We start from the raw sequence: 25,373 nt of genomic DNA, 5'->3' as shown, positions 1-25,373 counted from the left end.
ATAAAAAGGAGAAGAGGCCACCTGGCGCGAACGAGTCGCGCCAGGTGGCCTCTTTCTTATAAATCTACTGAGTTATGTCCCAGCCTCTTTTGGTGTCGTCGGCCCGATGACGAACTTCCACATATAGTGGAACACTTGGGCGTTATAGAGGGCTTTAAGCAGGACGGCCAATACCGGCCCTAAAATGAAGCCGAGTACCCCGAACAGCTGGAGTCCGACAAAAATCGAGATGAGGGCGGCGAGCGGGTCGAGGCCGATGTGAGAGCCGACGATTTTCGGTTCGGCCAGATTGCGTTGCACGATAACGACGATATAGAGGACGACGAGCCCAATCGCGAGGAACCATTCGCCCGTGACGGCGGCATAGGCGGCCCACGGCAATAACAGCGTCCCGACACCGAGGTACGGCAACAAGTCAAAGATGGCCGCGAGCAGGGCGAACGAGAACGGGTTGTCGACACGAAGGATGAACATGCCGATTAAGACGATTCCGAACGTGATCGAGATGAGCGTCAATTGCGCGCGGACGTAACCGAACAGCGCCGAGCGTAAATTCGTCATGACGAGCTCGAACTCCTTGAAGCCTTTTCGTTCATTCAAGCGAGCGATGGACTTCATATAGTCCGGCCAGTCTTTCGTGATGAAGAACCAGGCGAGCACGATGACGATGAACAAGAGCAAGACGAGCGGCAACGCGCTCAAGATGTCCTGCAACAAGCCGGCGACACCTCGGGACAAGACGCCGATCGCGGCGCCGAGTTGGACACCGATTTCGGTGATACCGCCTTCGAGCGAGTTCGCCTGTTCGGGGTTCAGCCGTTGGATGCTATCGTACGCATCGTTGACCAACGGGGCGAGTTTTTCATTGAATAGGCGTTGTATGTATTCGGTGAACGTTTCAATCTGGGCAGGCAGTTTTTCGGCGGCAATCGTCAAGTAGCGAATGAGTTGCGTCACGACGATGGCGATGATTCCGCTGACGACGCTCATGACAATCAACAAAGAAACGAGTGTGCCGAGGGCGCGTGGTAACTTGGTCTCACGCTCGAACCAATTGACGAGTGGGACCGTCAACAAGGATAACAAGAGAGCGAACACGAATGGATACGTGTACGTGAAGAGGACACTCAGTCCCCAGATGACGAAGACGAGGCCGATAATGACGAGCAGGAAACGAAGTAATTGCCATAGTCTGGCTGGCGACAAGATGCATAGCCCCTTTCCTAACAATTTGATTGAGCATAGTATACCACGCAGGCGGTAAATAAAGAGGATGGATAGGTGATTAAATATGAAGGAATTACAACGACGAATCGATCAAATGATTATTCATTTAGGTGGCTATTGGCGGCCGCTATCGGGGTTGGCCCGACTGCTAGAAGAAGTCGGTGAAGTCGGTGGAGCATTGTATGCGAACGACCAATCGGCGCTACGGGAAGAACTGATGGACGTGTTCGTCATTTCGACGTGTCTGGCGAACCAGTACGCCATCACGCTTCAGCGTCAAGAGGCCGGAAATGGTCAGGAGGCGCAGGACAAGACGTACTATCGGCTCGTTCGTGAGGCCGGGGAAGTCGGACGGATTTTAAACGCCTATGAAGGGGACAAAAAACTGAAGGCGTCCGCGACGGCGGGTTCGTTGCAGCGACATATCGAGGCTGTCCAACGAGCGGTCCTCGACCTTGCGTCCCAAAACGACTTTGATTTATATGCAGCGATTGTCTCACTCATCGAAGACAAGTCATCCCGGGACTTCGGACGTTTCGACCATACCCCGGACCCGATCACGGAAGCGTCGGTCCGCGCCTACGTGGCGTATGTCGAAGGACGCTATTGGGGTGGGGTGGCGGCTAAACCTTTCGAGGAGGCGAGCCGATATAGAGAGCGAGAAAGGCATTTGACGCGATTTTTAAAAATTGCCGAAGTGGAAGGGCTTGATGGATTCGTGATCCGTCAGCCAGAGCCTCCGCTCCAAACAAACGGCTCGTTGACTGCAGCTTTCCAGCTCCCGGACTCTTTCGTGGTCGAGACCGAGCGGCATGGTGCCGATTCGTTCTTGATTGTTCGAAAACAAGGGTAAAAAACATTCCCCTTTTTTGTAAAAAGTATTCATAATTTTTTCAAATATTTACTTTTTTAATAAAAGCAATGTGCTACTATGAAGGTGTTGTCAGTTGCGATGCGCGTAGAAGAAAGGAATATTTTGGATGAATATGAAGCTTTTTAAACTTGCCCTCATCATGATCGTCTTGTTGTTTTCAATCCAAATACCGTCAGCTGAAGCGGCTACTTTGGAAGGAGAAACAACTGTCAATCTGAATGTGCGCGCTACACCGAGCACGAACGGGAAATTGATTCAAACGCTAAAAAAGGGAACAAAAGTAAAATATGGAACTTATAACAAAGAGTGGAGCAAAATATATTTAAACAGTCGTACGTATTATGCTTCAGCACAGTATATCAAGCGAATCGCTACACCATCTTCGACCGTAACGAAGCAAGCGGCCACTTCGACAGGCGTGACCACGGTCAACTTGAATATCCGTGTGTCCGCCCATAGCAAAGCGACTGTCTATCGGACGCTCAAAAAAGGCACGACCGTCCAATATGCGGTCCACAACTCGTCTTGGGCAAAAGTGTATATCGGCGGCAAAACGTATTATGCGGCCAAAGCATACATTGCCCCGAAAGTCGTCGCCTCGACACCGACCGTGACGAAAGAGGATGGTTATGCCAACCGATCGTTGAAGCTGTTCGGTGAACGAAATCAACGGTCGACCGTATTGAAGGTGCTTCCGGTCAAGTCGAAAGTCGTCTCGAGCAAGTACAATACGAGCTGGTCAATCGTCTATCTCGGCAATGAGACGTTCTTCACGCCGACCGCTTGGATTACGTCGGGAGCGCCAGCCACTCCTCCGGCGACGACAAAACCGCCAGTAGTGAAAACGAATGGTTACGCGAACCGTGAGTTGAAGCTGTTCGGTCAGCGCAATCAACGTTCAACGGTGTTGAAGGTATTGCCGATTAAGTCGAAGGTCGTCTCGAGCAAGTACAACACGAGCTGGTCGGTCGTCTATCTCGGGAACGAGACGTACTACACGCCGACAGTTGGGATCACGACGGGTGCGCCTCCGGTAGCAAAACCGCCGGTAGCGAAGCCACCGGTCATTCAAAAAGTACAAGGCTATGCGAATCGGAATGCGAACCTCTACAAGAAAACGCTTCAGTCTTCACCGGTCGCTCGCGTATTGCCGAAGTATACGACCGTGACTTACAGTAAACATAATTCGAGCTGGTCGGTCGTCTATATCGGAACGGAGACGTTCTATACGCCAACGTCTTGGCTGACGGCTGGAAAGGCCCCGGCCGCCCCTGCGGCCACGCCGAAAGGGAAAGTGTACACGAATACACCAGGAGACGTGTTGAACGTTCGGGCGAGCGCTTCGGCGAGCTCGGCGGTTCTCGGTCGCCTCACGCACGGGACTCAAGTCGACCATTACGGTTCGGCGAACGGTTTCTATAAAATCAAGTACAATGGCCGCGATGGCTACATCTCAACGGCTTACGCGATGACGCTTAAACCGAATGCAACGAGTGGCGCCGTCATCGTCCTCGATGCGGGACATGGAGGCGGTGACCCGGGAGCGGTCAATGGATCACTTTATGAGAAGACGATCGTCCTCGACGTGACGAAGCGGGTCGAGACGTATCTTCGGTCGAAATATGGATATCAAGTCCGGTTAACGCGCTCGACGGACGTCTATTTGACGCTCGATCAACGCGTTCAGACCGCTAAGACACTTCGCGGCAACTTGTTCGTCAGCTTGCATACAAACGCAGCGACGACGCCTGCGGCCAAAGGGGTCGAAACATTCTATTCGTCTTATTCGGCCCATAGCGCCAAGAGCCGTGTCCTGGCGACGAATATCCAATCCAATCTGATGGGGAAAATGTCCGGGATGACGAACCGTGGCGTCAAGACGGCGAACTATTATGTCATCAGTTATAATACGATGCCATCGGCCCTCGTCGAACTTGGCTTCATCTCATCTCCGCAAGACGTCACACATTTACGAAATAACACCTCGCGTCAACGGATGGCGGAAGGCGTCGCAGAAGGAATTGCCCAATATGTACGTGCCTATCATTAAGCTTCATTCATTATAAAAATCCCCCGACTCATCGTGAGTCGGGGGATTTTGTGCTTACAGGTCGTCGAAGCCGTTGGCGTCGGTGACTTTCGCGTACGAACGTGATTTTTGTTCAAAGAAGTCTGACTTGGTCGCGTTCAATGAATCATCTGAATAAGCGCGAATCCATGGCATGACATCCTCATTGAACCCTTCATACAGATCGTTCAAGCCGATGACGCGGAGACGCTTGTTGGCGAGGTATTTGACGTAGTCGCGCATCTCGCTGACGTCGAGTCCATCGAGGTCACGCAACACATACTCACACCATTCGATTTCAAGGTCGACGGCTTCCGCCATCGTGTCGTAGACGAACTGGCTGAAGCTACCGTCCGCGTCAATCTCCGGATTTTCCGTCAAGACGGCCCGGAGCAACTGGCTGACGAAGTAGGAATGCTGCATCTCGTCGCGCTGGATGTAACTGATCATCGTCGACGTGCCGACCATCTTCTGATGGCGCGCCAAGTTATAGAAGTAGGCGAAACCGGAATAGAAGTTGATGCCTTCGAGAATGATCGAGGCGACGAGCGATTTGGCAAACGTCTCGGCCGTTTGATCGGCGCGGAAGTCCTCATATAAGTCCAAGATGAATTGATTGCGTTTCATGACCATCTCGTCGTCCTTGGCGATATCGAAAATACGATTTTGTTCGCTGAGCGGGACGAGGCTCGAGAGGACGTAGCTATACGATTGGTTATGGACGACTTCTTGCTGAGCGATGACGGCGAGCACGGCGTGCACCGACGAGTCGGATGAGAACATTGATGACTCGAGGATGTAACGCGTCTGCACCGAGTCAAGGATTGACAGCAGACCGATGATGCGTTTGAAGGCATCCTGCTCGCGCTCCGTCAACTGTGGCCATTGCTGCATGTCTTTGGACATCGAAATCTCATCCGGGATCCAAAAGTTCGAGAGCAGTTGCTTATAGATGGTATAAAACTGTGGATAGGCGATGTCGTTCCAATTCACGATGGAACTCGTCTCGCCCCCGATAATGGCTGTCGCCCGGTTAGGATGTTTGGGCGACAGTAGTTTGATCTTTTGAATGTTCATGGACATATACTCCTTCTTCGGCGTTTCTAGCCAACCGTTCGGCCCAATGACGGACGTTGTACGGTTGATTGCGCGGTGATTGCTCGATTTTCAACGTTTCACCGGCGAGGGGGATCCCGTATTTCGAAAGGTGGTACGCCATCTCATCGACCGCTCGACAGAAGTGGACGAACATCTTGTCCCCGGTCCCGAATACGGCGGCTTGGCGAAGCGGCACGTCGAGCTCTTTCAAGACGAGCCGGAACGTGTCTTTCATCTCGTCCGGCAAGACGCCGTCGGCCCACGTGTACGACCCGAAATAGACGAGGTCGTACGTGGCGAGCGATCGGGCTTCGCGATGGCCGATGCGGTCCGCCTCGAACAAGACGACGCGGTCACCCCGATTAACGTGGCTTTCCTGAATCAGCTCGGCGACTTCTTCTGTATTTCCACTCATGGAACTATAGACGATGGCGATGTGCATGGTCGTTCCCACCTTTCTGTTACGTGACGTTATGAAGCACACGATTCACATTCGTCGACTTCAACAGTCGTCGAACGCGTGTAGTAGATTGATTTCATTCCGAGCGACCACGCCTCGAGGTGCATCGAGAGGAGTTCGGTCGCTTTGACGTCGTTTTTGACGTACAGGTTGAAGCTGATTGCTTGGTCGATGTGACGCTGGCGCGCCGCGTTTTGACGGATGCTCCAGAGTTGATCGACTTCGAACGCTGATTTATAGAACCAGTTCGTCTCCGAGTTGAGGTCAGGGACCGTCACCGGAATCTTATAGTTTTTCTTCTCTTCCGAGTAGACCTTCTTATAGACCGGGTCGATTGACGCGGTGCTGCCAGCGATGATGGCCGTCGACGAGTTCGGAGCGACCGCCATCATATAGGCGTTGCGGACACCGTTTTGATGGACCGCTGCGGCGAGACCGTCCCAATCGAGTTCGTCGTGTGAGCGGTAGTTGCGGCGCTTGAAGTACTCACCCGTGTGCCATTCCGATCCTTCGAAGACCCCGAACGCGCCTTTTTCTTTGGCGAGTTCCATCGAGGCTTGAATCGTCAAGTAGGCGATTTTCTCGTACAGCTTCTCCGCGTATTGGACGGCATCGACCGATTCCCAACGGATGCCTTCAAGTGCGAGCAAGTGATGCCAGCCGAACGTGCCGAGTCCGACGGCGCGGTATTTCTGGTTCGTGATCATCGCTTGTGGCACTTCGATCGTGTTCAAGTCGATGACGTTATCGAGCATCCGCATTTGAATCGGGATGAGTCGCTCGAGGACGTCCGATTTGACGGCCCGGGCGAGGGCGATTGAGCTCAAGTTACAGACGACGAAGTCACCAGGGGTCTTCGTAATGACGATTTTTCCGTCTTCCGTGTACTCTTCATCGATTGTCGTCGGCGACATGTTTTGCGCGATCTCTGAGCAGAGGTTCGAGCTGTAAATCATGCCGGCGTGTTTGTTCGGGTTGGCACGGTTCACGGCGTCGCGGAAGAACATGTAAGGCGTTCCTGTCTCGAGCTGTGAGCGCATGTACCGTTTGACGAGGTCGATGGCCGGCACCGTGACGCGAGTCAGTTCAGGCGTATTGACGCACGCCATGTATTTCTCCGTGAATGAACCGCCGTTCTCTGTCTCATCGTAGAAGTCTTCGAGGCTGAAGCCCATGACCGTCCGGATCTCGTGCGGGTCGAACAAGTGCCAGTCACCGCGGGCTTCGACCGTACGCATGAACAAGTCTGGCAAACAGACGCCCGTGAACAAATCGTGGGTCCGGAGACGCTCGTCCCCGTTATTTAATTTCGCATCGAGGAACTCGAAGATGTCCTTATGCCAAATGTCGAGGTAGACGGCAATCGAGCCTTGGCGCATGCCGAGCTGGTCGACCGAGACGGCCGTGTTGTTCAACTGTTTCATCCAAGGGAGCGCGCCGCTCGAGACACCTTTGAAGCCTTTGATGTCACTGCCGCGTGAGCGGATCTTGCCGAGATAGACGCCGATCCCGCCGCCGCCTTTCGAGAGCGTGGCCACGTCCGTGTTCGAATCGTAGATGCCGCGGAGTGAGTCATCGACCGTATCGATGAAGCATGAGCTGAGCTGCCCGTACGATTTCCCGGCGTTCGAGAGCGTCGGTGTGGCAACCGTCATATAGAGGTTCGAGAGTGCCCAGTACGCTTCTTCGACGAGTTTGACGCGCTGGTCGGCGTTCTCCTTTTGCATGAGCGTCATGGCGATGACCATGAACCGCTCTTGCGGTAACTCGTATAGGTTCTTGACATGGTCACGGCCGAGATAACGGTCCGACAACGTCCGGAGACCGATGTAAGTGAACATGCGGTCGCGTGACGGGTCAATCAACGTCTCCAAGTAGGCAATGTCTTCTTTTGAGTACGTATCGAGTAGGGCCGACGTGAAGATGCCTTTTGTCGTGAGCGTCTCAATCATCGGATAGAGCGCGCCGTAACGCATCGAGGCGTCATAGCCACGGTTTCGTGCCGCTTCTAAATAGAGGCGGTTTAAGTACATCTCAGTGGCGACGAACGTCCAGTCCGGCTCTTCTGCCTGCAACATGTCGAGGGCGTGCATCGTCAAGAGTTCATATACTACATCTTGTGTCAGTGTCTTTCCTTCGAGCGCCCGAACGGCCCGTTCTTCATATCGTTCAACACTGAGCTGTGGGTAGCGTTGTTTAAGGGATTGGATCAATGTCGAGACGTCAGCGAGCGTTGGCGTCGCAGCCAACAGCGTCTCGTGGTGGATAGGGGATGTCAAAACGATCACTCCTTCTTCGGATGTAGATATTATAAAGGTATAGCGGAACTTGTCCGATACGACGTCAATGTAAGCTGAACGTGATAAATATCCGTTAACTATATATTGACGTTTTCTTGTCTTTTTAATCATAAATCACCTATATTTAGTTTTGCAATCTTGACATTCGGCAAACTGCAGACGCTTGAATTACTTTTACTCAAAAACGGCGCTGTCATCCGATTTGAGATGAGATTTGAGATAGAAAAAAGTTTGAGCGACGGTTAAACGACAGCACATTCATTTTTATGTAAGCGGTCAATCGAGAAGCGAACGACCTCATTCGGCAGTCGCCTTCGTTATTTTTCGAGAAAACCCTGCTTCTTTTCACTGTTGATTCATTACTATATATAGTGGTCGCTTGTTTTTGAAAACGAGGGAAATTCGAACGCTCACTAGCATCGGATTGAAAAGTGAGGTAGATTGAGGGAGTACGATTTGAAATCAAGGTAAAAAGAAGGGTTTAACAAATGAGAGCAGAAGACTTATTATTAGCATGGGACCCACTCGGTTACGGGCTTGGGTCGTATGGACCAGAGTTTGATAATATCGCCTTGGCGCTCATCCACATCGACACGATCGATGAGTTGGATGAAACGATTCGCCGGATTTTGACAGACGCGTTCGGCGACTGTCCGACCGAATCGGAAACACGGGCCATGGCGGCACACTTACTCGCGTCTTCAGAATCTTGTCACTTATAAGGGGGAACCACGATGTTACGTATCGATCCAACACCGAATCCAAATGCAATGAAAATCACACTTCCTGAGAACGTCTTCGGCGCGAAAAGCCAAAGCGTAAAAGCTGGCGAAGAGACGGACCAACCGCTTCTCGCGAAACTCGTCGCCATCGAAGGCGTGGAGAGCGTATTCGCTTATGGCGATTTCGTCACGGTATCAAAAGAGAATGGCGTGAGCTGGGAAACAATCTTGCCACACGTCGAAACTGCTTACCGCGGATGAACCCGCTCGTTTCCATCGTCATCCCGGTCTATTCACGGGAGACAGAACTGACCGAACTGCTGGAAAGCCTGGTCGTCCAGACGTTTCAACAGTTCGAAGTACTTGTAATCAATAATGACGGGCCGCCAAAACAGCATCTTTTGGCGCCTTTTTTGAATCGATTGTCGATTCGTTATATCGAACTTGGCGAGAACCATCACGTCAAAGCCCGCAATCTCGGCGTGCAAGAGGCGAACGGCGAGTATGTCTTGTTGCTCGACGATGACGATCTGCTCATGCCGACACATCTCGAGCAGGCGCTCGAGGACATCCGCGCGGCCGACCTCGTCTTCACGGATGCGGAACTGTTCCGCTTCATATGGGAAGACGGACGCCGACGCGTCACCGACTGGGAGGCGTTCGCCTACGACCTCGATTTGGAACGACTCCGTCAAGACTCGACGTTCATCCCGTCCGGCACGCTGTATCGAAAACAGCTCCACGAGACGATTGGACCGTTCGACGAGGATGTCTATAACTACTGGGACTGGGATTTCATTCTACGTGTCAGCGAAGTCGGGACGATTCGGCATCCCGCGCGCGCGACCGTGCTATACGCGTTCAACGGCACGGACAATCTGTCGGCCAAACAAGATGAGACGCGTCGTCGTTACTTTGATCGGTTCTGTCACAAGCACGGCCTCGTCAATATGGAGATGAAAAACTTCCATATCGTTCAAGCCGAGCGACGGGACTACGTGAGACAGACAGAGAGAACGTTCACAGGGGCGTTCCCCGGTAGAACGGAAGGAGAATAAATTATGTACACATCGAAAGAATTAGAACTGCTCGAGTTGCTCGAAGAGAAAGGCTACCTCGAGACGAAATTGTTGGCGAACTTGCTAGCGACAGACGAGGCGACCGTTGAGGCGATGCTCGAGAAGTTCAAGGCGGACGGAATTTTGCTCGGTTTCCGGGCGATGGTCAACTGGCAAAAAATCAATCGGCACGACGTCACGGCGTTCATCGACGTCAAAGTCACACCGAAACGTGGCCGCGGCTTCGACGAGGTCGCCGAGCGGATTTATCGCTTCCCGGAAGTGACGGCGCTCTATTTAATGTCAGGGGCTTACGATTTGCAAGTCGTCATTCGGGCAAACTCACTCCAAGACGTCGCGTCGTTCGTGTCGGATAAACTGTCACCGCTCGATTCGGTCGTCTCGACGACGACGCACTTCAAACTGAAGACGTATAAACACGATGGTATCTTGTTCACCCCACAAGTCGAAGACAAACGGTTGAACATCACGCCATGAAGTCACTATCTCAACAAGTCGTCTCGATGAAGCCGTCCGGCATCCGCCGCTTCTTCGATTTGGCGCAAACGATGGAAAACGTCGTCTCTCTCGGGGTGGGGGAGCCAGATTTCATCACGCCATGGAATGTGCGCGAGGCGAGCTATGCAGCGCTCGAGCAAGGTTATACGGCTTATAGCGCCAACGCAGGACTCCTCGAATTGCGACAAGAAATCGCGAGTTATATGACGGACCGCTTCGGGGCGACGTATGATCCGGCGACGGAATTGATTGTCACAACGGGCGCATCGCAAGCGCTCGATATCGCGTTCCGGGCACTCCTCAACCCGGGTGACGAGGTCATCGTCGTCGAGCCGGCCTTCGTTTCATACGGACCGCTCATCGAACTCGCTGGCGGGACGGTCGTTCCTGTCGCCTGTCGTCCGGAGAACGGGTTCCGTTTGAACCGGGACGATGTCGAGGCGGCCATCACCGAACGGACGAAGGCGATGCTCCTCTGTTTCCCATCGAATCCGACCGGGGCCACGATGACGGGCGAAGAGCTCACCGAAATTGCGGAACTCGCGACGAAACACGATCTCTGGGTCGTCAGCGATGAGATTTATGCCGAGCTGTCTTACGATGAGCCGTTCACGAGTTTCGCGACGCTCCACGATATGCGCGAGCGGACGGTTGTCGTCAACGGGTTCTCGAAGGCGTTCGCGATGACGGGCTGGCGGCTCGGGTTCACATGCGCGCCGGAAGTCGTGACGCGAGAAATGCTCAAAGTCCATCAATACGGCATGATGTGTGCCCCGACACTCGTCCAATTCGGCGGTCTCGAGGCGCTCCGTAGTCGCGACCAACATGTACCGAAGATGGTGAAGAGCTATCGACAGCGCCGTAACTACTTCATCCAGGCCCTCAATGACGCCGGATTACCGACGCACGTGCCGGGAGGCGCGTTCTATGCCTTCCCGTCAATCCGTCACACGGGCTTGACGAGCGAAGAGTTCGCCGAGCGTCTCTTGCTCGAGGAACGGGTCGCGGTCGTACCGGGCAACGCGTTCGGTGCGAGTGGCGAAGGTTTCGTCCGTGCCAGTTACGCGACGTCGGTCGAACAGTTACAAGAAGCGATTCGTCGCATCGATCGGTTTATGAAACAGTTCGAGGTGACGACAACAACAACAGACTCTCAGCGATGAGGGTCTGTTTACGTTTTAGCGGTATAATAGGTGGGAAAAGACGAGCGAGGTGAAGCCAATGGAACAAGTGGATTTTGTAGCAATCGGCTGTGGGCCGTACAATCTCGGATTGATGGCGCTCAGTGAAGCGACTTCATTGAAGGGTGTCTGTTTTGAGGAACGGGACGACTTCAAGTGGCACGAAGGCATGCTGCTCGAGTCGGCGACGATGCAGACGCATTACTTATATGATCTCGTGACGCTTGCCGATCCGACGAACCGTCACAGTTATTTGAACTATTTGAAACAGAACGGCCGCTTGCAGACATTCATCGTCCAGGAGAGCCCGACAATTCCCCGGACGGAGTTCAACCGGTATTTACAATCGGTCGCCGCCTTGCTCGACACGATCAAGTTCTCACACCGGGTCACCGATGTCCGTCCGGCGGCGGATGGGTTTCTCGTCACGGTCGAGACACCGGATGGGGAAACGGTGCTGTCGTCACGTCACGTCGTCATTGGTACGGGAGCAGAACCGCTTGTCCCGGACGCCTTCCAAGATGTCGTCCATACGAGTTCGTATCGGATGGAGCGGGAGCGCTTGCTTGAAACCGATCGCATCGTCATCATCGGTAGCGGTCAAAGCGCGGCTGAAGTGTATCTCGACTTATTGACCCGGTCCGATAAAATGCGCCAACGCATCGATTGGGTGACGCGCTCGGATGTGTTCGAATCACTAGAGAGCGGTAAGCTCGGCGAGGAAATTTTCAGCTTGCCGTATGTCGACTATTTCAATCAATTGCCCTATGCGGAGCGGGAGCAGCTCGGGAAAGCGTTCGAGCGGTTCCGGAACGGGGTCAATCCTGAGACGCTTCGGGCGATTTATGGATTTTTGTATCATCGGACGGCGGACGGAAGTGATCAAGCGACGAACCTGTACACTCAGATTGAAATCGAGCACATCGCACACGAAATCGTTTATACTGTCGAAGGGACGCAACAATATACGGGGCAATCGTTTACGGGTGAATATGATGCGGTCGTAGCGGCGACCGGATATCGACCGCGCATCCCGACATGGGTCGAACGGTTCGACATCGAATGGGAGGCGGAGCAGCAGTGGCGTGTCAACAATCGCTATCAGATTGCGACGAAGACGACGTTGGCGGGAAGTTTATTTACCCATACGAATTTAGAACATTCGCACGGTCCGGCAGCGACGAATTTGGGGATGGCAGTGTATCGAAACGCAATCATGTTGAATGAAATGATGGGGGAAACGGTGTTTGATGTGGCCGCGCAGCAACCGTTTACAAGTTTTTGAACAAAAAAAGGGCTAGGCGTTAGCCTAGCGGAATCAGGGGGGAATACTTGAAGTCTTGCTTGATTTGTATTTACCCGACCCGTCGACTTTGAAACACAAAAACAATCCCAAATAATCTTTTTTACTAATTTGTACACTTTATCGAAAAAAGTATGTTATAGTAAGTTGATGAATTTAGCATAGGAGTGTTTGTAATGGCAAAATACGAAAAAGATCAAGTTTTAAAAGGTAAAGTAACAGGAATCCAACCTTTCGGTGCGTTCGTCGCACTCGACGACGAGACTCAAGGTCTTGTCCACATCTCTGAAATCTCACACGACTACGTGAAAGACGTGAACGAGTACGTTCAAGTCGGTCAAGAAGTTGAAGTGAAAATTCTTGATGTTGATGAAGCATCTAAGAAAATCAAGCTTTCAATGAAAGCAACACAAGAAGCTCCAAAACGCGAGAAGTCGGCTAAGCCAGCTCGTCGTGGCGCACCACGCCGCAACGAAGCTTCAAACTTCAAGCAAGAAGAAGCACCAGGCTTCACTGTCCTCAAGGACAAGCTCGAAGACTGGATCAAAAACACGAACTTCAAAAAGTAAGTGATTGAGACGACCTGCCTTGTGCAGGTCGTCTTTTTTTTGTACAGGAAATGTCCCACACGTTCACGAACAGTACAGAAAAGGAGTGAGGACCATGAAAATCGGAATCATCGGTACGGGCGGGATTGCCAAGACCGCCCATATCCCGCAATACATCGCAGCAGGCGCAGACGTCGTCGCCGTTATGAATCGGACACGCGAACGCGGGGAGGCGGTGGCGAAGCAGTTCGGAATCGAACGGGTGTACGAGACGGTCGAGGAGATGCTCGCCGAAGAGACACTCGATGCGGTCAGCATCTGTACACCGAACGCCTTACATAAACAACAAGTCATTGCCGCACTCGAGGCCGGCTGTCACGTCCTCTGCGAGAAACCGCCGGCCATCTCGGCTTACGAGGCGAACGAGATGCTAGAAGCGGCCAGACGAGCTGAGCGAACCCTTCATTATGGCTTCCATTACCGGCATCGGTCGGATACCCAACTATTGAAGCGGATGATCGAGGCGGGTGAACTCGGACACATCTATGCCGCGACCGCGCTCGCCCTTCGGCGCCGTGGCATCCCGGGATGGGGCGTGTTCACGAATAAAGAGTTGCAGGGCGGCGGCGCACTGCTCGATATCGGGGTGCATATGCTCGACCTTGCCCTCTATTTGATGGATTATCCGAAGCCGGTCGATGTGGTCGGTCACGTCGGTCAATATCTCGGAACACGACCTGGTGTCGGGCTGATGGGCGATTGGGACGCGGACGCGTTTTCGGTCGAAGACACGGCGCGGGCGATGGTCACGTTCGATAATGGGGCATCCTTGTTCTTAGACGCGAGTTTCATGGCCAACGTCGACGCGGCGGACACGATGCGGGTCGAACTGCGTGGAACGAACGGTGGCGCGTCGCTGTTCCCACTCGTCATCCATACGGAAGAGCACGGGGCGTTGTTCGATAAGACACCGGCTCACCTCGCGCTCGAAGACCCGTATGCGAGACAGATTCACACGTTTCTCGAGGCGTGTCGTCAGGAGCCGTCGTACCAGCAAGCGGAACAGGCGGTGACGCTCCATACAATCATCGACCGCATCTACGCTCAGGCCTGATTGCTTTTCAATCACAAAAAACAGGGTATATAGTGTAGGTGTTACATATTTTCGAAGGAGGATGAATTATGCACAACTTTGAATACAAAAACCCGACGAAACTTATTTTCGGGACTCATCAAATCGAAAAACTCGCGAGCGAGTTACAGGCGCTTGACGCCAAGAAAGTGATGCTCGTCTATGGAGGCGGGAGCATCAAAAAGAACGGCACGTACGAAGAAGTCGTGGCCGAGTTAAACAATGCTGGGATCGACTACGTCGACTTCTCAGGCGTCGAGCCGAACCCGCGCATCGAGACGGTACGTCGCGCGGTCAAACAAGCACGCGAAGAGAACATCGACGCGTTGCTCGCGGTCGGCGGTGGTTCGGTCATCGATTGTACGAAACTCATCTCGGCGGCCATCCCGTATGAAGGCGACGCTTGGGATATCGTGCTTCGCGACCACATCCCGACAGAAGCGGTCCCGTTCGGTACGGTGCTCACGCTCGCAGCGACTGGCTCTGAAATGAACTCGGGCTCGGTCATCACGAACTGGGAGACGCAAGAGAAGTACGGTTGGGGCCACCCGCTTGTCTATCCGACGTTCTCGATTCTCGATCCGCGTTATACGGTATCGGTACCGAAAGATCAAACGATTTACGGCATCGTCGATATGATGAGTCATTGTTTCGAGCAATACTTCCACCCGAACCATGCGCCGGTCCAAGAGCGTATGACGGAAGGCGTGTTGAAAGCGGTCGTCGAATCGGCACCGAAACTCGTCAATGACTTGGAGAACGTCGACTTGCGCGCCATCATCTTGTTCGCCGGAACGATCGCCTTGAACGGAGTGCTCCAAATGGGCGCCTCGGGCGACTGGGCGTCACACAACATCGAGCATGCGGTCTCGGCTGTCCATGACATCCCACACGCAGGCGGACTCGCAATCTTGTTCCCGCGCTGGATGGAGCATGTGCTTGAAGAAGACAACGCCGCTCGATTTGCACGCCTCGGGACGGAAGTGTTCAACGTTGAACCGGCCGGTAACGATCTTGAGACGGCGAAACGGACGATTGCAGCTGTCCGCGCCTTCTTCGACGAGCTCGGTGCACCAAGCTCACTCCGTGACTATGACATCGATGAATCGACATTTGACGCCATCCTCGACTCGGCGATGAAACGAGGCGCATTCGGTCGCTTCCGTACGCTCGAACGTGAAGACGTCGCAGCGATTCTTGAACTGAGCAAATAAGGCGATTTCATGCCTATTTTGCAATAATGATTGAACGAATCCGACGTTTCCGTTTATGATGGGTCATGTATGGCTCTTCAATGAGCGATTTAAAGGAGGAAATGACATGTCAACAGTACGTTTCGATTATTCAAACGCCCTGTCTTTCGTCGGGGAACATGAAGTCGATCAATTGCAAGAAACCGTGAAAGCAATGCATTCGGTCATTCATGACCGCAGTGGGGCAGGTAGCGATTTCCTTGGGTGGGTCGACCTTCCAACAAACTACGATACGGATGAGTTTGCTCGCATCAAAGCGGCTGCGGAACGAATCCGTGAAAATTCGGACGTCCTCGTCGTCGTCGGAATCGGTGGATCATACCTCGGCGCACGCGCGGCAATCGAGATGCTCCAACATTCATTCTTCAACGTGTTATCTAAGGAAGAACGCAACGCACCACAAGTCTTCTTCGCCGGCCACAACATCTCGTCGACATACTTGACGGAGTTGCTCCAAGTGCTCGAAGGCAAGGACGTCTCAGTCAACGTCATCTCGAAATCGGGAACGACGACTGAACCGGCCATCGCGTTCCGTGTCCTCAAACAGTTCATGGAAGACAAGTATGGTCAAGATGGCGCACGTGAACGCATTTATGCGACGACAGACCGTGCCCGTGGCGCCTTGAAGACGCTCGCGGATGCAGAAGGCTACGAGACGTTCGTGATTCCAGATGACGTTGGAGGTCGCTTCTCGGTGCTCACACCGGTCGGACTCCTTCCGATCGCGGCAGCAGGCATCGACATCGACGCCCTCATGGAAGGTGCACGTGATGCCCAAACGGCTTACTCGTCTCCGAACTTGGCGGACAACGAAGCGTACCAGTACGCGGTCGTCCGTAACGCTTTATATGCGAAAGGCAAGTCGATTGAGTTGCTCGTCAACTACGAACCAGCCTTGCATTACGTATCGGAGTGGTGGAAACAGCTTTATGGCGAGTCAGAAGGGAAAGACAACAAAGGGATTTTCCCGGCGGCAGTCGACTTCTCGACGGATCTCCACTCGATGGGACAATACATTCAGGAAGGTCGTCGTGACTTGTTCGAGACGGTTATCCGTGTCACGAACGTCCGTCACGCGATGAACGTGCCGGAAGATTCACAAGACCTCGATGGCTTGAACTTCCTCGCTGGTGAGACGATTCAATTCGTCAACGACAAGGCAGCTGAAGGAACACTCCTCGCCCACACGGACGGAGAAGTCCCGAACCTCGTCGTCGAATTGCCAGAGATGACGCCGTACCACCTCGGTTACTTGTTCTACTTCTTCGAGAAGGCATGCGCGATGAGCGGATACATCCTCGGAGTGAATCCGTTCAACCAACCAGGCGTTGAAGCGTATAAAGCGAACATGTTCGCTTTGCTTGGAAAACCAGGTTACGAAGAGCAAAAAGCTGAGCTTGAAAAGCGCTTGAACCAATAATTTTGAGTAGGTCCGCTCCGGCGGGCCTATTTTTTTGTTTGAAACTAGTGGAAGACAAGGTAAAGTGAGAGTAGACAGGGGAAAGAAAGGGATGGACTATGTTGACATTCATGGACTACTATCACAATAAAGTCGAGTTGAGCTTTGCGCACTATCCATTTTCGGATACACCGCTCCACGTCTGGGTCGTCGCTCGCTTTGAAAATCAATGGGTGCTGACGAAGCACAAGCAGCGCGGACTCGAGTTTCCGGGTGGGAAAGTCGAACCCGGCGAACACGAGGATGACGCCGCGATTCGGGAAGTGTATGAAGAGACGGGTGGTGTCGTGAAGACGCTCCATTATCTCGGCCAATATCGCGTGCTCGGGCGCGGCGACACGGTCATTAAAAATATTTATTTCGCCGAAATCGAACGTTTCGACGATCATCCGGCGGTCGACGAGACCGATGGGGCCGTCCTTATGAAGGAATTGCCGACGAATCTGCTCCGGAACAATCGGTACAGCTTTATGATGAAAGACCGGGTGCTCCCGGAAACGATGAAGGTGCTCTATGAAAAACAATTGGTTTGACAAGATCGAGGTCCTGCCGCCGTACGCCGGTTATCCGGTCCATCGTGGCTGGTATGCGACGCGTGACGGTGAGGACGTCGTCGCCTATACGATCACACCGAAACGGCCGAACGGGCACGTCCTGTTCTATCTGCGCGGCGGAACAGGACGCATCGGGGATGTGCGTTTGCCCCGGTTGATGCAGTTCGCTGCCAAAGGTTTTCACGTCGTGGCGCCCGTTTACCGGGGTAACCATGGCGGGAGCGGGAAAGAGGACTTTGGCGGCGCCGATCTAGAGGACGTCCTGTCTCTCTACGATCGCGTCCGTCGAACGGATACGTTCATTCATGCCCTTGGTTTCTCGCGCGGGGGCATGATGGCGTTGTCGCTCGCCGCGGAACGACCGCTCACGTCCGTCACGTCATGGGCGGGTGTGACCAATCTCGAGTGGACGTATGAAGAACAGCGTTCGATGCGGAAGATGTTGCGCCGTATGACCGGGGGCGACCCGGAAGCGGCCCGTGCCGCTTATGTCGAGCGCTCGCCGCTCTACAAGGAATGGGATGCACCGACGTTGTTGATTCACGGCACCGATGATGAACAAGTCCGCCTCCGCCATGCGACGGCGGTCGCGGAACGGATGGGAGAGCGGGCCGAACTTTGGGTCGTACCGTTCGCCCATCAACTCCCGTTCTGGGAAAAATGGAAGACGACCGATGCGGCGATGGACTGGATGCTCGCCAACTCAAAAAAATGAGACGACTGCCGAATCGGCAATCGTCTCATTTTTCGTTATACGATGATTGGTCCGGCCGCAACGACCGCCTCACTCGCTTTCGTGAATCGTTTGAAATTGTCCTGGAACTTCCGGGCGAGCGCCGTTGCCTCGGCATCGTAGCGCGCTCCGTCTTTCCATGTGTCCCGCGGATTGAGCACGTCGCCTGGCACGCCGTCAATGTGGCGTGGAATCTCGACATTGAAAATGTCGTGGCGCGTCGTCTCGACGTCACGCAATTTGCCGTTGACCGCCGCGTTCACCATCGCCCGTGTATAGGCGAGCTTCATCCGTGATCCTTCTCCGTACGCGCCGCCGGTCCAACCCGTGTTGACGAGATAGACGTCGACGTCGTGCTTCTCAATCAGCGTACCGAGCATGTCCGCATAGCGTTCCGGTGCGAGCGGCAGGAACGGTGACCCGAAGCAGGTCGAGAACGTCGCCTGTGGTTCAGTGACGCCGCGCTCCGTGCCGGCGAGTTTTGACGTATACCCTGACAAGAAGTGGTACATCGCCTGCTCTTTCGTCAATTTGCTGATTGGAGGCAATACCCCGTATGCATCGGCCGTCAAGAAGACGATCGTGTTCGGATGACCGGCCCGTGACGGAAGCATCGCGTTATCGATGAATTGAATCGGATAGGCGGCCCGTGTGTTCTCGGTGAGCGAGATATTCTTATAATCCGGTGCCCGGTTCTCGTCTAAGACGACGTTCTCAATCAATGAGCCGAAACGGATGGCATCGTAGATTTCCGGCTCGTTCTCGCGCGACAAATTGATCGTCTTCGCGTAGCAACCGCCCTCGATATTGAAGACGCCGTCGGGTGACCAACCGTGCTCGTCATCCCCAATCAAATGGCGTTCCGGGTCGGCCGACAGTGTCGTCTTCCCAGTTCCCGATAGACCGAAGAAAAGGGCCGTCTCGCCGGCGTCCGATACGTTCGCCGAGCAGTGCATCGATAACACATGTTGTTCCGGCAACAGGAAGTTCATGACCGAGAAAATCGATTTTTTAATCTCGCCGCCGTATTCTGTTCCCCCGATCAGAATGGTCCGCTTGGCGAATGAGACGAGAATGAACGTTTCGGAGTTCGTCCCGTCGATGACTGGATCGGCCTTATAACTAGGTGCATAGATGACCGTGAAGGGCTCGAAGGCACCTTTCGTCGGCCATTCACGCAAGAACAACTGTTTGGCGAACAAATTGTGCCACGCGTATTCCGTGATGGCACGGACCGGGAGCGTATAGTGCTCGTCTGCCCCCGCAGACGCCTCGAGATAATAGAGCTTGTCTTTCGTTTCGAGGTGCGTCAACACTTTGTCGAGTAGCGCGGTGAACTTCTCTTCCGCGATCGGTTGGTTGACTGGACCCCAGTCTACTAAATGATTGCTGACTTCATCTTGCACGACGAATTTGTCTTTCGGTGACCGTCCTGTGAATTTCCCGGTACTGACCGATAAAGCCCCGTCTTTCGTCAGTACGCCTTCACCGTTGCGAATGGCTTCTTCCACCAGTTCTGGAACCGTCAAGTTCCGCATCATGTCGGCACCTTTAATTAATTCTTCGATTTTCAGGAGCGTTGTCGCCATCCTGAATCCCACCTTTCCCCTAAATAGATGTGGATGAAATCCGCATACTTCCGCGTTTAATCAGTATGACGTTTTTATTATATGTGACATACTAATCAAAAACAAGCATTTTTTACCCTTTAAAGTAAGCGCTTTCTTACATTGTCATTCTAACATATTCTGTACCAGGTCATAGTACAAAAACCAAAACGGACAAAAAAATGTTTGATATTTCACAAACATAACTATTTGACCGTTTGTGAAAAGTTTGACGAATTCGGTCGATACGCTTGACAGAACGGGGTGTCATTTATATGATGGTCTTCGTAACGGATACTCTTATTCTGAGCGGTGGAGGGAACAAGGCCCTACGAAGCCCAGCAACCGTCCGATTTTTCATTGTTATTCGGAAAAGGTGCTATCCTGAAGCGAAGCGTAAGCTTCGAACGATAAGAGGGTAAGGAAGAACGATTCAACCTTTCCCATTTGAACATGGCGAGAGGTTTTTTTCATTACCGTCCCAAAGCAACGCGTAAGGGGAACGAGTACCGTCCACACATCACCCTTTATTATAGGAGGTTTTTCGAAATGGCAAACTTGAACCGTCGACTTTTCACTTCGGAGTCCGTCACGGAAGGACATCCGGATAAAATTTGTGACCAAATCTCAGATGCGATTTTGGATGCAATTTTAGCTGAAGATCCAAACGCCCGCGTTGCGGCTGAGACGTCTGTCACAACAGGTCTCGTGCTCGTAGCAGGTGAAATCACAACATCAACTTACGTGGATATCCCGAAAGTTGTTCGTGAAACTGTTCGTGAGATCGGCTACACACGTGCGAAATATGGTTTCGATGCAGAGACTTGTGCTGTCCTCACATCGATCGATGAGCAATCGGTAGACATCGCGCAAGGTGTTGACCAAGCGCTCGAAGCTCGTGAAGGACAAATGACTGAAGAAGAAATCGATGCGATCGGTGCTGGTGACCAAGGTCTCATGTTCGGTTACGCAACAAAAGAGACGCCGGAACTCATGCCGCTCCCGATTTCACTCGCTCACAAATTGTCACGTCGTTTGGCAGAAGTTCGTAAGAACGGCACGCTCGCTTACCTTCGCCCAGACGGTAAGACACAAGTGACAGTCGAATACGACGAAGCGAACAACCCAGTTCGCATCGACACAATCGTCATCTCGACACAACACGCGGAAGACATCACGCTCGAGCAAATCCAAGCTGATTTGAAAGAGCACGTCATCGATGCAGTCATCCCGGCTGAACTCATCGACGCGGACACGAAATACTTCATCAACCCGACTGGCCGCTTCGTAATCGGTGGACCACAAGGGGATGCAGGCCTCACAGGACGTAAAATCATCGTCGATACGTACGGTGGATACGCTCGTCACGGCGGCGGCGCGTTCTCAGGTAAAGATCCTACCAAAGTTGACCGTTCAGCAGCGTATGCAGCTCGTTACGTGGCGAAAAACCTCGTTGCAGCGGGACTTGCTGACAAAGCAGAAGTTCAACTTGCTTACGCAATCGGTGTTGCTCACCCGGTATCGATCGCGGTTGATACGTTCGGCACAGGCAAATTGAGCGAGACTGAGCTCGTCGAACTCATTCGTGAGAACTTCGACCTCCGTCCGGCCGGCATCATCAAGATGCTCGACCTTCGTCGCCCAATCTACAAGCAGACAGCAGCTTACGGCCACTTCGGTCGTACAGACGTTGAACTCCCATGGGAGCAAACGGACAAAGCGGCAGTGCTCGAAGAAGGCGCGAAACGTTTCGCATAAGCATAGAAAAACGACCTTTCACTCGAAAGGTCGTTTTTTTTAGGCTTGCGGCTTGTCTTCAGTTGTTGAGTTCTCTTTGCCAAGTGCTGTATCTTTCGCTTCGACGACTTTCTCGCCGATCGATTGTAAATCCGATTTCGCTTCTTGCGCCGTCCCGACGACTTTGTTCACGTCTTGTTTGACCGTGTCGACTTCACCGGCGACTTTTTCATAGACGTTTTGCACGTCGGTCGCGACGTCTTGAATGACCTCGCTCGCTGCTTTCACTTGACCGATGACTTGTGACGCCGTTCCGGCCGGGTCTTGCTTGACCGTATCGACGAGACCGCCGACCGATGACTTCGCGCTCGAGAACGATTGTTTCGTGTTCTCACGGTTTGACGTACTAAGTAAGGCGAGTAGGCCGCCGACGAGGGCGCCGAGGAGCATCCCAGTCACGACTGTGATTTTTGGACCTCCTGTGTTCGTTTGTTCAAACTGACGGTTCGGATGATTGGCTTGCTCGACTTGTGGATCGTGTTGTAGTTTCGGTTCCATGGTAACACTCCTTTTTGTAAGTTGGCATTGATACTCTTATACCCGACACAAAATGGAAAATAACGTTTTCCTTCATTTCGACATCAAAAAGTAATGAACGGGCAGGATATTTTTTTGCCGATGGGGAATGTTACTACTAGATTGGCCAAAAGGGGGATGCCGTTATGAAGATTCGAGAAGCCGTGCCAGAAGATGCCGCCACCATCCGCGACATTGCGCTCGCGACGGTCAGTGAACGAGACGAGGTTCGTTCGAAAGTAATGGAACGCGCCTATCAACAAGAAGAGATCGTCCGCGCCATCAGTTCAAGCGAGGAAGCGAAAGAGCAGTTGTTCATTGTCGGTGAGGCCGAAGGCGACGTCATCGGCTTCTATCACGCCATCGACCGCGGGGACACATGGGAAGTACTCCGTCTCTATCTTCATCCGGCTCATCACCGCCAAGGCCTAGGGACGGCACTGTTGTCGCATCTACGGGAACGGAAAGTCCAACCGATCGAGCTGTACGTCGAAAGCTCGAACGAGCAAGCCATCGCTTTTTTGAGTCATGAGGCGTTCATCGAACTGAATAGAATCCAAGAAGAAGTATACGATCAACCGATGGAACTGATTCATTTACGGTACGACCCGCGCTAAGACCCTAGACGGATTTTCAACCAAACATCAGTCTCGGCTGATGTTTTTTGTTAGTATAAAGATATGTGATAACAAAATGAGGTGACAGCATGGCTTATGAAGAAGAATCACGAAAAGGGGTCATCGTGATCGTGTATCCGCTCCAGTTCACGTCGCGTTTGAGTGAGGCGTTTTTAGGACGGTTGCGGGACGAGTATGAAGTCCTCGTCGTGACCGGCCAGACGGTCGGTTTGACGGCGGAAGACCATAAATTGTTAATCAAGAACACGTTACGTGAGGCGAGTCAGTACAAGCTGCCGATTCACGTCATCGCGTTCAGTCTCGGGGCGTTGTTGACGAACCGCTTGCTCCAGGAATATGACGTGCCGCTCGGCAGTCTGACGTACATCTCACCGCTGTTCGACTGGCATCCGTCCCGCCAAATCGGCGGACTGAAACAAGTCGTGGCCAGTGCGGTCGACCGTTTCCGTCCTGACCTTCCGCTCGGCATGATGACGTTCATGGGTGGCGGGGAAGAGTCGTCGCGCTTCGGGGAGATCACGTACGGTCAATACCGTGAAATCGAAGAGGAAATCGTCGAGCATCAAGAAGAGAAGAAACATCTGCCGCGTCTGCCGCTCGCTTGTTTCTACGCACCGGACGATCGCTTCGCCGATGTGAAATTGACACTCAACGTCTGCCGGAAAATCGGCGGCGACCAAGTGTATATCCGCCGGCTTGAAGGGTTCCCGCACTTCGGCTATGAACGACTGAATACGAAGTTCGCGGAGACGCTCATCACGTTTTATGAATTGATTCGAGAATGAAGACAGGCGACTCGCATGAGTCGCCTGTTTTTATTCTCGTTTTTCAATCGCCACGATGAACGGGGGATGATTGATTTGATTGATAAAGCCGTAACGGAGGACGCCGGCCCGTTTTTGATCGAGTGATTCGACATATGCGAGCACCTCATCGCGCTCGACTTTGCCGCTCTCATGGCCGTGATAGATGACGACGACGATGACGCCGCCGACGGCCATGACATCGAGCAGTTGCTCGAGGGCGTCGATGGTCGTATTGCCGGTCGTCGTGACCGACTTGTCGCTTCCCGGTAAATAGCCGAGATTGAACACGGCCGCTGTGATTGGGCGTGTCTCGTCTGCCACGATGTCCCGGACCGTGTCGTGGCTATCATGAATGACGGTGACACGGTCCGTCAATGTTGCCTCCTCGATACGAGTCCGTGTTGCCTCGACCGCCGCGGCTTGAACGTCGAACGCATAGACATGTCCCGTCGCTTCGACGAGTTCGGCTAAAAACAATGTGTCGTGCCCGTTGCCGGCCGTCATATCGATGGCGACGGCACCTGGCGTCACATGTTCACGAAGTAGGTATTTCGCGAACGGTAAAACTCTCATTAATCCCATGGCTCTCATCCTTCTTTTTTCCTTGGAAAGAATCACGACGCATTAATTCGGCATCGATGGCGTTTAGGACGGCCATCTTGTGCCGACTCCACGTCGGACCGATCAACAGATCGGGTGGACCGTCACCGGTCAGACGATGGATGACCATCTCGGGCGGTAATACTTCCAATTGATCACAGACGAGCGAGACGTAAGTCGTCTCGTCCATGAGCTCGAGCAGTCCTTTTTCGTATTGTCTGGCGAGCGGGGTCTGCTTCAAGACGTGGAGCAAATGGATCTTGATTCCTTGTACGTCCATTTTAGCAACTTCTCGCGCCGTGTCGAGCATCATCTCCGTCGTCTCGCCCGGCAGGCCGTTGATGATATGGACAACGACGCTGATTTGGCGTCGCCGGAGTTTGTCGAGTCCTTCCAAGAACGTCTTGTAGTCGTGACCACGATTGATTTTCCTCGCCGTCGCATCGTGAATCGTCTGCAGGCCGAGTTCGACCGTGAGTGACGTCCGTTCATTCAACTCGGCGAGATAGTCGACGACGTCGTCTGGCAGACAGTCCGGTCGGGTCGCAATCGATAGACCGACGACACCGTCCTCCTCAAGGGCGGGCTCGAATAATTCCCGGAGCCGGGAGACGGGGGCATACGTGTTGCTGAACGCTTGGAAGTAGGCGATGTAACTGGCGTGTTTCCATTTTCGGTGCAGCCGCGCCTTCACTTCGGCGAATTGGACCGAAATCGGATCACAGGCATTGCCTGCGAAGTCGCCACTTCCGTCATCCGAGCAGAACGTACACCCGCCCTTCGAGACGAGCCCGTCCCGGTTCGGACAAGTGAAGCCCCCGTCGAGCGGTACTTTGAACACTTTTCCGCCGAACTCGCGGCGATATGCTTCATTTAATTTGTGATATTTGGCTTCGCCAAACGGGTTTTGCATGAATATC

At 53.1% G+C, this 25,373-nt stretch carries 25 protein-coding genes and 1 riboswitch; of the genes, 17 read left to right on the top strand and 8 right to left on the bottom strand.

Annotated elements, in window-relative coordinates; genetic code table 11:
• Positions 1–72 precede the first annotated feature (72 nt).
• Positions 73–1,206: a sporulation integral membrane protein YtvI gene (gene ytvI / locus KNP71_RS07350; RefSeq protein WP_214830390.1), complete on the bottom strand. Its 1,134-nt coding sequence runs from the start codon at positions 1,204–1,206 to the stop codon at positions 73–75.
• A gap of 85 nt (positions 1,207–1,291) precedes the next feature.
• Here ytvI and KNP71_RS07345 point away from each other — a divergent pair, with 85 nt between their 5' ends.
• Together KNP71_RS07345 and KNP71_RS07340 are read left to right on the top strand one after the other, a co-directional pair.
• Positions 1,292–2,080, top strand: a complete 789-nt coding sequence (locus KNP71_RS07345; RefSeq protein WP_029595129.1) for a MazG nucleotide pyrophosphohydrolase domain-containing protein — start codon at positions 1,292–1,294, stop codon at positions 2,078–2,080.
• Positions 2,081–2,207: 127 nt separating this feature from the next.
• The gene (locus KNP71_RS07340; RefSeq protein WP_214830389.1) at positions 2,208–4,151 is read left to right on the top strand and encodes an N-acetylmuramoyl-L-alanine amidase; all 1,944 of its coding nucleotides are present in this window, start codon (positions 2,208–2,210) and stop codon (positions 4,149–4,151) included.
• A 54-nt stretch (positions 4,152–4,205) separates the two neighbouring features.
• Here the strand turns inward: KNP71_RS07340 and KNP71_RS07335 are convergent, their stop codons facing one another.
• The 3 genes from KNP71_RS07335 to KNP71_RS07325 are packed head-to-tail and all read right to left on the bottom strand — an operon-like array spanning position 4,206 to position 8,006.
• On the bottom strand, positions 4,206–5,246 hold the full coding sequence (locus KNP71_RS07335) for a ribonucleotide-diphosphate reductase subunit beta (RefSeq protein ID WP_021065536.1): 1,041 nt from the start codon (positions 5,244–5,246) through the stop codon (positions 4,206–4,208).
• On the bottom strand, positions 5,203–5,709 hold the full coding sequence (locus tag KNP71_RS07330) for a flavodoxin domain-containing protein (protein WP_021065537.1): 507 nt from the start codon (positions 5,707–5,709) through the stop codon (positions 5,203–5,205). Before KNP71_RS07330 ends, KNP71_RS07335 begins: the two co-directional genes overlap by 44 nt.
• A 29-nt stretch (positions 5,710–5,738) precedes the next feature.
• Positions 5,739–8,006: a ribonucleoside-diphosphate reductase subunit alpha gene (locus KNP71_RS07325; protein ID WP_035385654.1), complete on the bottom strand. Its 2,268-nt coding sequence runs from the start codon at positions 8,004–8,006 to the stop codon at positions 5,739–5,741.
• A gap of 509 nt (positions 8,007–8,515) precedes the next feature.
• Here KNP71_RS07325 and KNP71_RS07320 point away from each other — a divergent pair.
• The 12 genes from KNP71_RS07320 (at position 8,516) to KNP71_RS07265 (ending at position 18,471) form a co-directional block, all read left to right on the top strand.
• Positions 8,516–8,749 (top strand): DUF1871 family protein, encoded by a 234-nt coding sequence (locus KNP71_RS07320; RefSeq protein WP_131471319.1) that lies wholly within the window; start codon positions 8,516–8,518, stop codon positions 8,747–8,749.
• A gap of 12 nt (positions 8,750–8,761) precedes the next feature.
• Positions 8,762–9,010 (top strand): NifU N-terminal domain-containing protein, encoded by a 249-nt coding sequence (locus tag KNP71_RS07315; RefSeq protein ID WP_021065540.1) that lies wholly within the window; start codon positions 8,762–8,764, stop codon positions 9,008–9,010.
• Positions 9,007–9,807 carry a glycosyltransferase family 2 protein gene (locus tag KNP71_RS07310; protein WP_021065541.1) on the top strand — a complete coding sequence of 267 codons (801 nt, stop codon included), beginning with the start codon at positions 9,007–9,009 and terminating at the stop codon, positions 9,805–9,807. The genes KNP71_RS07315 and KNP71_RS07310 overlap by 4 nt, the downstream gene beginning before the upstream one ends.
• 3 nt (positions 9,808–9,810) lie before the next feature.
• A complete protein-coding gene (locus KNP71_RS07305; RefSeq protein ID WP_021065542.1) occupies positions 9,811–10,305 on the top strand; it encodes an Lrp/AsnC family transcriptional regulator in 495 nt (164 codons plus the stop codon).
• Complete coding sequence (locus tag KNP71_RS07300; protein ID WP_214826872.1) at positions 10,302–11,489, top strand: aminotransferase; 1,188 nt, start codon at positions 10,302–10,304, stop codon at positions 11,487–11,489. The genes KNP71_RS07305 and KNP71_RS07300 overlap by 4 nt, the downstream gene beginning before the upstream one ends.
• 58 nt (positions 11,490–11,547) lie before the next feature.
• On the top strand, positions 11,548–12,792 hold the full coding sequence (locus tag KNP71_RS07295; protein WP_214830388.1) for a lysine N(6)-hydroxylase/L-ornithine N(5)-oxygenase family protein: 1,245 nt from the start codon (positions 11,548–11,550) through the stop codon (positions 12,790–12,792).
• 194 nt (positions 12,793–12,986) lie between these two features.
• Positions 12,987–13,379 carry a S1 domain-containing post-transcriptional regulator GSP13 gene (gene yugI, locus KNP71_RS07290; protein ID WP_016509788.1) on the top strand — a complete coding sequence of 131 codons (393 nt, stop codon included), beginning with the start codon at positions 12,987–12,989 and terminating at the stop codon, positions 13,377–13,379.
• A gap of 94 nt (positions 13,380–13,473) precedes the next feature.
• Positions 13,474–14,472, top strand: a complete 999-nt coding sequence (locus KNP71_RS07285; RefSeq protein ID WP_021065545.1) for a Gfo/Idh/MocA family protein — start codon at positions 13,474–13,476, stop codon at positions 14,470–14,472.
• A gap of 68 nt (positions 14,473–14,540) precedes the next feature.
• Entirely contained in the window at positions 14,541–15,704 is a 1,164-nt protein-coding gene (locus KNP71_RS07280) for an iron-containing alcohol dehydrogenase (RefSeq protein WP_029595137.1), read from the top strand.
• 106 nt (positions 15,705–15,810) lie between these two features.
• Positions 15,811–17,163, top strand: coding sequence for a glucose-6-phosphate isomerase (locus tag KNP71_RS07275; RefSeq protein WP_029595138.1), 1,353 nt, complete (start codon positions 15,811–15,813; stop codon positions 17,161–17,163).
• A 98-nt stretch (positions 17,164–17,261) separates the two neighbouring features.
• Positions 17,262–17,735, top strand: coding sequence for an RNA deprotection pyrophosphohydrolase (gene ytkD, locus KNP71_RS07270; protein WP_214830387.1), 474 nt, complete (start codon positions 17,262–17,264; stop codon positions 17,733–17,735).
• Positions 17,716–18,471, top strand: coding sequence for an alpha/beta hydrolase family protein (locus tag KNP71_RS07265; RefSeq protein WP_214830386.1), 756 nt, complete (start codon positions 17,716–17,718; stop codon positions 18,469–18,471). Before ytkD ends, KNP71_RS07265 begins: the two co-directional genes overlap by 20 nt.
• 35 nt (positions 18,472–18,506) lie before the next feature.
• Here KNP71_RS07265 and pckA read toward each other — a convergent pair whose 3' ends face one another.
• Complete coding sequence (gene pckA / locus KNP71_RS07260) at positions 18,507–20,078, bottom strand: phosphoenolpyruvate carboxykinase (ATP) (protein WP_029595139.1); 1,572 nt, start codon at positions 20,076–20,078, stop codon at positions 18,507–18,509.
• Positions 20,079–20,393: 315 nt separating this feature from the next.
• Positions 20,394–20,513: riboswitch (SAM riboswitch) on the top strand.
• A 132-nt stretch (positions 20,514–20,645) separates the two neighbouring features.
• On the opposite strand from pckA, the gene metK reads away from it, so the two are divergent.
• Entirely contained in the window at positions 20,646–21,854 is a 1,209-nt protein-coding gene (gene metK / locus KNP71_RS07255) for a methionine adenosyltransferase (protein WP_021065551.1), read from the top strand.
• Between the two features lie 39 nt (positions 21,855–21,893).
• On the opposite strand, the gene KNP71_RS07250 is transcribed toward metK, so the two are convergent.
• Positions 21,894–22,391 (bottom strand): hypothetical protein, encoded by a 498-nt coding sequence (locus tag KNP71_RS07250; RefSeq protein WP_029595140.1) that lies wholly within the window; start codon positions 22,389–22,391, stop codon positions 21,894–21,896.
• Between the two features lie 164 nt (positions 22,392–22,555).
• Here KNP71_RS07250 and KNP71_RS07245 point away from each other — a divergent pair, with 164 nt between their 5' ends.
• Positions 22,556–23,026 (top strand): GNAT family N-acetyltransferase, encoded by a 471-nt coding sequence (locus tag KNP71_RS07245; protein ID WP_029595141.1) that lies wholly within the window; start codon positions 22,556–22,558, stop codon positions 23,024–23,026.
• Positions 23,027–23,115: 89 nt separating this feature from the next.
• Positions 23,116–23,832 (top strand): alpha/beta fold hydrolase, encoded by a 717-nt coding sequence (locus KNP71_RS07240; RefSeq protein ID WP_021065554.1) that lies wholly within the window; start codon positions 23,116–23,118, stop codon positions 23,830–23,832.
• A gap of 30 nt (positions 23,833–23,862) precedes the next feature.
• Here KNP71_RS07240 and mnmM read toward each other — a convergent pair whose 3' ends face one another.
• Both mnmM and mnmL read right to left on the bottom strand, forming a co-directional pair.
• Entirely contained in the window at positions 23,863–24,435 is a 573-nt protein-coding gene (mnmM, locus tag KNP71_RS07235) for a tRNA 5-(aminomethyl)-2-thiouridylate-methyltransferase MnmM (protein ID WP_029595142.1), read from the bottom strand.
• Complete coding sequence (gene mnmL / locus KNP71_RS07230; RefSeq protein WP_131471315.1) at positions 24,389–25,366, bottom strand: tRNA modification radical SAM protein MnmL/YtqA; 978 nt, start codon at positions 25,364–25,366, stop codon at positions 24,389–24,391. The genes mnmM and mnmL overlap by 47 nt, the downstream gene beginning before the upstream one ends.
• Positions 25,367–25,373 lie beyond the last annotated feature (7 nt).

It is taken from the genome of Exiguobacterium sp. s56, from assembly GCF_018618255.1.
Taxonomy (GTDB): Bacteria; Bacillota; Bacilli; order Exiguobacteriales; family Exiguobacteriaceae; genus Exiguobacterium; species Exiguobacterium chiriqhucha.
The sequence above is the reverse complement of the archived record's forward strand: the minus strand, read 5'-3'. Positions and strand labels throughout refer to the sequence as shown.

Bases quoted from the DNA above. Each gene is read 5' to 3' on its own strand.
- mnmM (WP_029595142.1), bottom strand. From the start codon at position 24,435: ATGGGATTAATGAGAGTTTTACCGTTCGCGAAATACCTACTTCGTGAA.
- KNP71_RS07345 (WP_029595129.1), top strand. From the start codon at position 1,292: ATGAAGGAATTACAACGACGAATCGATCAAATGATTATTCATTTAGGT.
- mnmL (WP_131471315.1), bottom strand. From the start codon at position 25,366: ATGCAAAACCCGTTTGGCGAAGCCAAATATCACAAATTAAATGAAGCA.
- KNP71_RS07275 (WP_029595138.1), top strand. From the start codon at position 15,811: ATGTCAACAGTACGTTTCGATTATTCAAACGCCCTGTCTTTCGTCGGG.
- KNP71_RS07250 (WP_029595140.1), bottom strand. From the start codon at position 22,391: ATGGAACCGAAACTACAACACGATCCACAAGTCGAGCAAGCCAATCAT.
- KNP71_RS07265 (WP_214830386.1), top strand. From the start codon at position 17,716: ATGAAAAACAATTGGTTTGACAAGATCGAGGTCCTGCCGCCGTACGCC.
- yugI (WP_016509788.1), top strand. From the start codon at position 12,987: ATGGCAAAATACGAAAAAGATCAAGTTTTAAAAGGTAAAGTAACAGGA.
- KNP71_RS07305 (WP_021065542.1), top strand. From the start codon at position 9,811: ATGTACACATCGAAAGAATTAGAACTGCTCGAGTTGCTCGAAGAGAAA.
- KNP71_RS07335 (WP_021065536.1), bottom strand. From the start codon at position 5,246: ATGAACATTCAAAAGATCAAACTACTGTCGCCCAAACATCCTAACCGG.
- KNP71_RS07320 (WP_131471319.1), top strand. From the start codon at position 8,516: ATGAGAGCAGAAGACTTATTATTAGCATGGGACCCACTCGGTTACGGG.
- KNP71_RS07240 (WP_021065554.1), top strand. From the start codon at position 23,116: ATGGCTTATGAAGAAGAATCACGAAAAGGGGTCATCGTGATCGTGTAT.
- KNP71_RS07340 (WP_214830389.1), top strand. From the start codon at position 2,208: ATGAATATGAAGCTTTTTAAACTTGCCCTCATCATGATCGTCTTGTTG.
- metK (WP_021065551.1), top strand. From the start codon at position 20,646: ATGGCAAACTTGAACCGTCGACTTTTCACTTCGGAGTCCGTCACGGAA.
- KNP71_RS07280 (WP_029595137.1), top strand. From the start codon at position 14,541: ATGCACAACTTTGAATACAAAAACCCGACGAAACTTATTTTCGGGACT.
- KNP71_RS07330 (WP_021065537.1), bottom strand. From the start codon at position 5,709: ATGCACATCGCCATCGTCTATAGTTCCATGAGTGGAAATACAGAAGAA.
- KNP71_RS07300 (WP_214826872.1), top strand. From the start codon at position 10,302: ATGAAGTCACTATCTCAACAAGTCGTCTCGATGAAGCCGTCCGGCATC.
- KNP71_RS07245 (WP_029595141.1), top strand. From the start codon at position 22,556: ATGAAGATTCGAGAAGCCGTGCCAGAAGATGCCGCCACCATCCGCGAC.
- KNP71_RS07310 (WP_021065541.1), top strand. From the start codon at position 9,007: ATGAACCCGCTCGTTTCCATCGTCATCCCGGTCTATTCACGGGAGACA.
- pckA (WP_029595139.1), bottom strand. From the start codon at position 20,078: ATGGCGACAACGCTCCTGAAAATCGAAGAATTAATTAAAGGTGCCGAC.
- KNP71_RS07285 (WP_021065545.1), top strand. From the start codon at position 13,474: ATGAAAATCGGAATCATCGGTACGGGCGGGATTGCCAAGACCGCCCAT.
- KNP71_RS07315 (WP_021065540.1), top strand. From the start codon at position 8,762: ATGTTACGTATCGATCCAACACCGAATCCAAATGCAATGAAAATCACA.
- ytkD (WP_214830387.1), top strand. From the start codon at position 17,262: ATGTTGACATTCATGGACTACTATCACAATAAAGTCGAGTTGAGCTTT.
- KNP71_RS07295 (WP_214830388.1), top strand. From the start codon at position 11,548: ATGGAACAAGTGGATTTTGTAGCAATCGGCTGTGGGCCGTACAATCTC.